Consider the following 7995-nt stretch of genomic DNA (forward strand, 5'->3'; position numbering starts at 1 on the left):
GCCCATGCCGGTTGCCCGCGACTCGTCGCGGGCTTTTTATTGTCCAAATAAGTAGCCTAAGTCATAGACGAGGACGTTGGTAGACACATAGGAGAGGGCCATGCCGCTGCTACAAGAAAAGCTTACCGCACCGACGTTGCCACTGGGCGTCGTGGCAAGGCCGCGCCTCAATGATGCCTTTGCATTGAACGAGCGCGTGCGCCTGCTTCTCGTTCAAGCCCCGTCGGGCTACGGAAAGACCACGCTACTGGCAGAACGCCTACCCGCCCTGGAGCAAGACGCCGCTTGGCTGCGCCTGGACCAGCGCGACAATCGGCCCGAGCGCTTTTTACGCTACTGGCAAGCCGCCATCGATACGCTGTTACGTGAGGATGCGCCGCTGTCGCCTTTGTCTGAGGCGGCGGACTGCGTGGAGCAGCTAGAGCGCTGGCTGGGCGAGCTGCCGAAGCAGCGGACGGCTTGTCGGCTGGTCGTGGATGAGTTCGAGCACCTGACGCACCCCGATATTCTGGCGGGGCTTGCCCACTGGCTGCGTCATCAGCCGCCCTGGCTGACCCTGACCCTGGCCAGTCGCTCCCGGCCTGCGCTGGGCCTTGCCAGCCTGCGGCTGCGGGGCGAACTCGAAGAGATCGATCTAAGCGCCCTGGCCTTCGATAGCGAAGAGGCGCAAACCCTCTGCGCCGAGCAGCTCAGTTTTCCGCCTACTCGGGTGAGCCTGGAGCGGGCGCTGCGCCGCAGCGGCGGCTGGGTGATGGCCCTGAACTGGCTGGTGGAGCGTACGACGACTCGCGCCGGATTCGATGCGCTGGTCGAGCGGCTAAACGGCGGTCATCCCGATTTTGTGGCCTGGTTCGATGAACGGCTGGCCGAGGCGCTGCCCCCTGAGGAGCGAGAGCTACTACTGCAGCTCGGTGTGCTGGAGCGCTTCTCACCTGAATTGATGGCGCGCCTGCTGGAGGGCGAGCGGCTTACCCAGCGGCTCGATGCCTTCGAGCAAGCGGGGCTATTCATCGAGCGGCCCGACCCCCACGCCCAGTGGTACCGCTTTCAACGGCTGTTCGGGGAGTACCTGCGCCACCGCCGCCACGAGCTTAGCTTGGCCACCCAGCGCACCCTGCACCAGCGGGCCAGCCAAGCCTGGCTGGCACTCAACGACCCGATCATGGCGTTGCGCCAAGCCATTTTGGCGGAATCGCCCGAGGAGGTGGCCAGTCTACTGGTCGCGCAAGGGCCAGCGCTGTTGGCCAGCGGGGCCTACGCGCTGCTGGCTCAAGGGCTTGGGCTGCTGGGGGAGCCGCAAATCTCGACACGCCCAGAGCTGGCGCTGCTCTACGGCTGGGTCTCCCATGCGCAGTTCCAGTTCGATATCACCGCACGAGTCATCCAATGGATCGAAGCGCAGCTGGAGGCCCCAGAGTGGCAGCGGCTGACGGCCGAGTTTGCCACCCTGCGCGCCCAATTAGCGATCAATCAGGGCAACGCCGAGCGCGCTGCGCCGCTCGCTGAACAGGCGCTCGCCGTGCCCGCCCGCTATTTAGCCTCCACCCCGCTGACCGCGACCGCCATCTTGAGCGAGGCGCGTTTCGTGCTGGGCTATCTGGACGAGTCGCTGCAACGGGTGCGCGAGGTGGAGCGTCTGGCACGCCAGCGAGAAGATCACCAGCTACTGCTGTGGTCATTCTGCCATCAGTCGGAAACGCTGGTGGCCCAGGGGCGCTTGCAGGCCGCTTACGATATTCAAGAGCGCGCTTTTGCCCATCTGGAGCGGGCAGAGCTCGAGCACCTGCCCGTGGCGGAGTTTCTCTACCGGATTCGCAGCCAGGTGCTTTGGGAGTGGCACCGCCTGGATGAAGCCGAGCAGGCCGCGCTCAAAGGCATTGCCGTGCTCGACAACCAGGGCGAGCGCTGGACGCTACAGTGCCACATTCAACTGGCCAAAATTGCCCAGAGCCGTGGCGATCAGGCTCAGTGCGCTGATCATATTCGGCGGCTGCGTAAAATCCTGGCCGAAGGCGATTACCATATCGACTGGGTGGCCAATGCCCACGCCACGCTGCTGGCCTGGTGGCACTCCACGCAAGACCTCGACGCGGTAGAGCGCTGGCGTCAGGAAGCGCCCACCCCCATCACCGACGGGGCCACCAACCACTTTGCGCAGTGTAACGTACGCAATCACGCCCGGGCGCTCACGCTGCTGGGCCGCTTTGATGAGGCCCGCGCGCTGTTGGAAGCGCTCGAAGTCCATACTCAAAGACTTGGGCTGGTCACCGATGCCAATCGCAACCAGCTCTGCCTCGCGGCCGCTGCGTGGTCGGCTGGCCAGGAGGCGCAAGCCCGCCGCCACATGCATCAAGCGCTCAGTTTGGCGTCTCGCACGGCGTTGATAGGCAGCTTTTTGCGCATGGGCAAACCGTTGGGAGATCTGCTGTCGGGCGTATTGACGGACGGTCCGCTTTCAGCGCTGGAGCAGGCGAGGGCAGAGCGGCTGCTGGCGCTGGCGGGTCAGCAGAAAGATTTTGGAAGCGCCCGACGCTTGATGCTGGATGAAACGGTGATCGCCGATATTGTCGCAAGACCTGACGTGCCGGAGCTGATTCGCACCTCGCCGCTCACCCGACGCGAATGGCAAATCCTGGGGTTGATTTACGCCGGGCTCTCCAATGAGCAGATTGCCGAACAGCTCTCGGTGGCGCCGACGACCATCAAGACCCATATCCGCAGCCTTTACCAAAAGCAGAGCATTCGCCGCCGGGACGAAGCCATTGCGCTGGCAGGGCAACTCATGGCGCATATTCAGGGGGAGTGAGGCGCCGTGTGATCACTCCTCCCCGGGCCTACGCCTGGTATGCCCAGTGGGGGAGGATTCTATCAAGCGGCGTAGCCTGCATCATGCCGAGCATGGGCCATCTCTCTATTCATCGAGATACCGACGGCAATAACAAGGATAAGGATCATGATGCAGACACCTTCTACTTCTCACTACGTTGGCAGCCAAGGGGCCGACTGGTGGCGCGGCGCGGTGATTTACCAAATCTACCCGCGCAGTTTCATGGACAGTCACGGCGACGGCATTGGCGATTTGCAAGGCGTGATCGACAAGCTCGACTACATCGCGTCATTAAACGTCGATGCGATTTGGCTGTCGCCGTTTTTTACCTCGCCGATGAAAGATTTCGGCTACGACATCAGCAACTACCGCGATGTCGACCCCATGTTCGGCACGCTGGACGACTTCGACCGCCTGGTCGAAGCGGCCCACGCGCGGGGGCTGAAAGTGACGATCGATCAGGTGATGTCCCACACCTCCGACCAGCACGCGTGGTTCGAAGAGAGCCGCCAAAGCCGCGACAACCCAAAAGCCGACTGGTACGTATGGGCCGACCCCAAACCCGACGGCGCGCCGCCCACCAACTGGCAGTCGGTATTCGGCGGCAGCGCCTGGCAGTGGGATACCCGCCGCTGCCAGTACTACCTGCACAACTTCCTGGCCAGCCAGCCGGATCTCAACTTCCGCACCCCTGCCGTGGTCGACGCCATGCTGGAAGAGGTGCGCTTCTGGTTGGAGCGCGGCGTGGATGGCTTCCGGCTGGATGCGGTGAATTTCTGCACCCACGGCGAGTTAAAAGACAATCCGCCGCGCCAGGAAATCACCGAGAGCTTCCTAGGCGTTCGCCCTGACAACCCCTACGGCTATCAGCTCCACCATTACGACAAGACTCAGCCGGAAAATCTCGTTTTCCTGGAGCGGCTGCGGGCACTGTTGGATGAGTACCCCGGCACCACCAGCGTGGGCGAAGTGGGCGACGACGATGCGCTCGGCGTGATGGCGGAGTACTCCCAGGGCGGCAAGCGCCTGCACATGTGCTACTCGTTCAACCTGCTGACCGATAAAGCCGACCCTGGCTACTTGCACGAAACGCTTACCGAAATGGAAGCGCGCATTGGCGATGGCTGGCCCTGCTGGGCGCTGGGAAACCACGACGTAACGCGGCTGGCAACCCGCTGGCAGGCGGAAGGGCAGCTCGATAAGCTGCGCCTCTATTTGGTGTTCCTGTTCAGCCAGCGGGGCAGCGTATGCCTCTATCAGGGCGAAGAGCTGGGCCTGCCCGAGGCGGAGCTGACGTTCGAGCAGCTCGTCGATCCGGCGGGCATCACCTTCTGGCCTGCTTATAAAGGTCGCGATGGCTGCCGCACCCCGCACCCCTGGCAGGCGGACGCCCGCCATGCGGGCTTTAGCAGCGCTACTCCCTGGCTGCCGGTGCCCGATTCCCACGCAAGTTTGGCGGTGGACCAGCAAGAGCAGGATGCCGATTCGCTGCTCAATGCCTACCGCGCGTTTTTAGCCTTCCGCCGCACGCAGCCTGCGCTGGTGAAAGGCGACGTGGACTACCATCCGGTACGCGACGAGGTGCTCTGTTTGGAGCGCACCCATCAGCAAACTCGCCTGCTGGTGGCGCTGAACTTTAGCGATCAAACCGTGACCCGCTCGGCTCCCGAGGGTGCTGAAGCATTGGAGGATGCGCCTAAGTGGCTAAACGGCGAGTGGCAGGCAGGTACGCTGACGCTGCCGCCGTTTGGGGTGGCGATTGCCCGCTGCCCGCAAACCCAGGAGGATGCGCCATGGGACGTTTAACCCTCAGCGGCATCGGTAAATCCTTCGATGGTGTCGAAATCTCACGGGATATCGACCTCACCATCGAAGACGGCGAGTTCGTCGTTTTCGTGGGCCCCTCCGGCTGCGGTAAATCCACGCTACTCCGCATGATTGCAGGCTTGGAAGACATCACCACCGGGGATATGCAGCTCGATGGCCAGCGGATCAACGAGATACCGCCCCAGGAGCGGGACATCGGCATGGTGTTCCAATCCTACGCGCTCTACCCGCACATGAGCGTGGCGGAGAACATGGCCTTTGGCTTGAAGCTGGCGCGTACCGACAAGGCGGAGATCCGTCGCCGCGTGGAGCACGCCGCCGAGATGCTGCATCTCACCGACCTTCTGGAGCGCAAGCCCAAAGACCTCTCCGGCGGCCAGCGCCAGCGGGTGGCCATTGGCCGCACCCTGGTCAAAGAGCCTGCCGTGTTTCTGTTCGACGAGCCGCTCTCCAATCTGGATGCCGCGCTGCGCGTGGATATGCGGGTACAGATCGCCGCGCTGCACAAGCGCCTGAACGCCACCATGATCTACGTCACCCACGATCAGGTGGAGGCGATGACCCTGGCCGACCGTATCGTGCTGCTCTCGAAAGGACGTATTGCCCAGGTAGGCGCGCCGCTGTCGCTGTATCACTTTCCTACCACCCTGGAAGTCGCCGAGTTCATCGGCTCGCCGCGGATCAATACGCTGCCGGTAACGGTGGTCGACCCCGGCGAGCGTCAGACCGTGGTGCGCCTGCATAGCGGTGAAACGCTGGCGGTGGCGGTCAACGGTCATCAGCTTCAGGCAGGCGATAGGGCCACCCTGGGACTGCGGGCCGAGGATTTCGTGGCGGCTGAGCAAGCGGATGCAACGTTGAGCGCTACGCTGATGGTGGCCGAAAAGCTGGGCTATGAAACCCTCGCCCACTGGCAGTTGGCGGGCATCGATACCCCCGTGACCCAGCGGCTGGATGGCCTGACACGGCTGGAAGAGGGCCAGGTTTCGCGCTTGGGAATCGCTGGCCAGCGCTGCCACCTGTTTGATGCCAACGGCAATGCCTGTCCGCGCCAGGTCACGGTGGATGGGGTGAGCCGTTAATTTTTAAACACTCAAACTTTTTTTCAAAAAGAGTGCATCCAATCGGTCTCCTTGTGTGTATCCCCTATACAGCCGCTACTCAAAGCGGTTGAACAAAACCCAAGGAGACTGAAATGACCATCCAACACATGACGCGTGCGACGCTCGCCGCTACCTTGATTGCATCCTTCAGTCACGCCGCGTTGGCGGACATGCCCCCCGCCGACGTCCAAGTACCGGACGGCAACACCGTCGCTCTCGAAACCGTCGGCGTGGGTGCGATTACCTACATGTGTGAAGCCAAGGACGACGGCACCATGGGCTGGGTATTTAAAGGCCCACACGCTGCACTGAACGACAGCGAAGGCACCCAGGTCGGCAGCTACTACGGCCCGCCCGCCACTTGGGAAGCCCTGGACGGTTCTAAAATTACCGGCACTCAGCTAGCCGTGGCGCCGAATGGCGATGGCAACATTCCGCTGCAGCTCGTCGAAGCCAACCCGGCGGAAGGCGAAGGCGCAATGAGCGGCGTGAGCTACATCCAGCGCTTGAACACCCAAGGTGGCGTTGCCCCTGACGTTGCCTGCGACGAGGGCCACGACGGCGCCACTGCGGTCGTCACCTATCAAGCCGACTACATCTTCTGGACCGCGAACTAAGCGTTCCAACACTGACTCACTTTTATTAAGCTTCGTAAGGCTAGGGACTCGTCACCAGGCTCCCTAGCCGTTATGCTCCTGGCAGTGCGACGACCGATGCGGCGCGTTACCAGGGAGCGAAGATGTGTCTGAACGTGACATGCCTGAAACAGGTAAGGCTAACACCATTAGCACCGATAACGGCCACGTAAGGCCCGCTCAAGAATTCGATTACGCTGATGCGCTCGCCCGCTGTGCCCGGGGGGAGCACGCAGCGCTGCAACGGCTCTATCAACAGGAAGGTGCCAAGCTGCTGGGTGTCGTGCTGCGCATCGTGAAGGATCGAGGCATGGCGGAAGATATCGTTCACGATGCCTGCCTGAACATTTGGCAGCGCGCGGACAGCTTCGACCCGCAAAAAGGGACAGCCCGAACCTGGATCTTCAGCATTGCCCGTCACTTGGCGCTGAATGCCATCCGCGGCCGTGACCGCGAAGTGAGCGTCGACCTGAACGACCCCCACGAACTCGATGACGACGATACCTTCCAGCAGGCGTCGCAAGTGACGGATGCCTTCGATTGGCAAACCGGCCAACGGATGGACGAGTGCCTGCAGCAGTTGGAAACCGAACGCCGTAACTGCGTGCTGCATGCCTATGTGGATGGTTTGTCCCATGCAGAGATTGCGGCGCACACGGGCGCGCCGCTAGGTACGGTCAAAGCCTGGATCAAGCGCAGCCTGCTTCGCTTACGGGAGTGTATGGCATGAGCCCTTCGAACGAACCCGATGATCTTCATGTCCTGGCCGGTGAGTACGTGCTAGGCACGCTGCCCATGGCCGAGCGCGAAGCCTTTGAGGCGCGTTTAGCCAACGACCCTGAGCTGCAAAAAGCGGTGGCGGCATGGGAAGAGCGCTTTTTCCCCTACACCGCGATGGTGGAGCCGGTCACGCCCTCCGATTATCTCTGGCCGCGCATCGAGCGCAGTCTCAAAGCCTCCGCTACCCGTGCCCCGTCATCCGTGCCCACACGCGCTCCCAGGCCGAATGGACCACGCCGCCGCTTGATGCAGAGCCTGCCGTTTTGGCGAGGGGTGGCAGGGGCAGGATTAGCGGCTGCGCTGGCCATGGGCGTGCTGTTGACCAACGTGACGACCGCACCTGCAACGCCAGAGTACATGGTGGTGCTGCTCGCACCGCAAACTCAGTCGGCGGGGTGGGTGGTGCAGGCCGCGAATCGCCAGGAGATCCAGCTAATTCCTTTGGGCACCTTCGAGGTACCGGAGGGCAAAGCGCTGGAGTTCTGGACCAAAGCCGATGATTGGCAAGCGCCCGTCTCGCTGGGGCTCGTCGAGCCGGGGCAACCGCTGCGCCTGCGGTTGGATCAGCTGCCGCCGCTGCAAGATAATCAGCTATTCGAGCTGACGCTGGAAGATGACACTGGCTCGCCCACCGGGCTGCCCACTGGTCCGATTGAGTTCATTGGCCGCGCGGTCGAAATCTAACGTCGCCAGCCGCTGTTAAAAAAAGCTCAACCCGACCTGGAATAAGCGCTCCACGTCGCGAATACGCCGCTTGTCGATCACGAACAGAATCACGTGGTCGCCGCTCTCCACCTTCACATCGCCGTGGGCAATCAGCACC

General features: G+C 62.5%; 6 protein-coding genes. All 6 read left to right on the top strand.

Annotated features, from left to right (window positions below):
* Window positions 1-100 precede the first annotated feature (100 nt).
* A complete protein-coding gene (malT, locus tag FHJ80_RS16810; protein WP_139528485.1) occupies window positions 101-2806 on the top strand; it encodes an HTH-type transcriptional regulator MalT in 2706 nt (901 codons plus the stop codon).
* A 147-nt stretch (window positions 2807-2953) separates the two neighbouring features.
* Window positions 2954-4633 carry an alpha-amylase family glycosyl hydrolase gene (locus FHJ80_RS16815; protein WP_139528486.1) on the top strand — a complete coding sequence of 560 codons (1680 nt, stop codon included), beginning with the start codon at window positions 2954-2956 and terminating at the stop codon, window positions 4631-4633.
* Window positions 4621-5736, top strand: a complete 1116-nt coding sequence (ugpC, locus tag FHJ80_RS16820) for a sn-glycerol-3-phosphate ABC transporter ATP-binding protein UgpC (protein WP_139528487.1) — start codon at window positions 4621-4623, stop codon at window positions 5734-5736. Before FHJ80_RS16815 ends, ugpC begins: the two co-directional genes overlap by 13 nt.
* A 113-nt stretch (window positions 5737-5849) precedes the next feature.
* Window positions 5850-6374, top strand: coding sequence for a DUF3455 domain-containing protein (locus tag FHJ80_RS16825; protein ID WP_139528488.1), 525 nt, complete (start codon window positions 5850-5852; stop codon window positions 6372-6374).
* A gap of 124 nt (window positions 6375-6498) precedes the next feature.
* Complete coding sequence (locus tag FHJ80_RS16830; protein WP_232068234.1) at window positions 6499-7122, top strand: sigma-70 family RNA polymerase sigma factor; 624 nt, start codon at window positions 6499-6501, stop codon at window positions 7120-7122.
* Window positions 7119-7856, top strand: a complete 738-nt coding sequence (locus FHJ80_RS16835; protein WP_139528489.1) for an anti-sigma factor domain-containing protein — start codon at window positions 7119-7121, stop codon at window positions 7854-7856. The genes FHJ80_RS16830 and FHJ80_RS16835 overlap by 4 nt, the downstream gene beginning before the upstream one ends.
* The last annotated feature ends 139 nt before the right edge of the window (window positions 7857-7995 follow it).

Source organism: Halomonas sp. BL6, assembly GCF_006228115.1.
Taxonomy (GTDB): domain Bacteria; phylum Pseudomonadota; class Gammaproteobacteria; order Pseudomonadales; family Halomonadaceae; genus Vreelandella; species Vreelandella piezotolerans.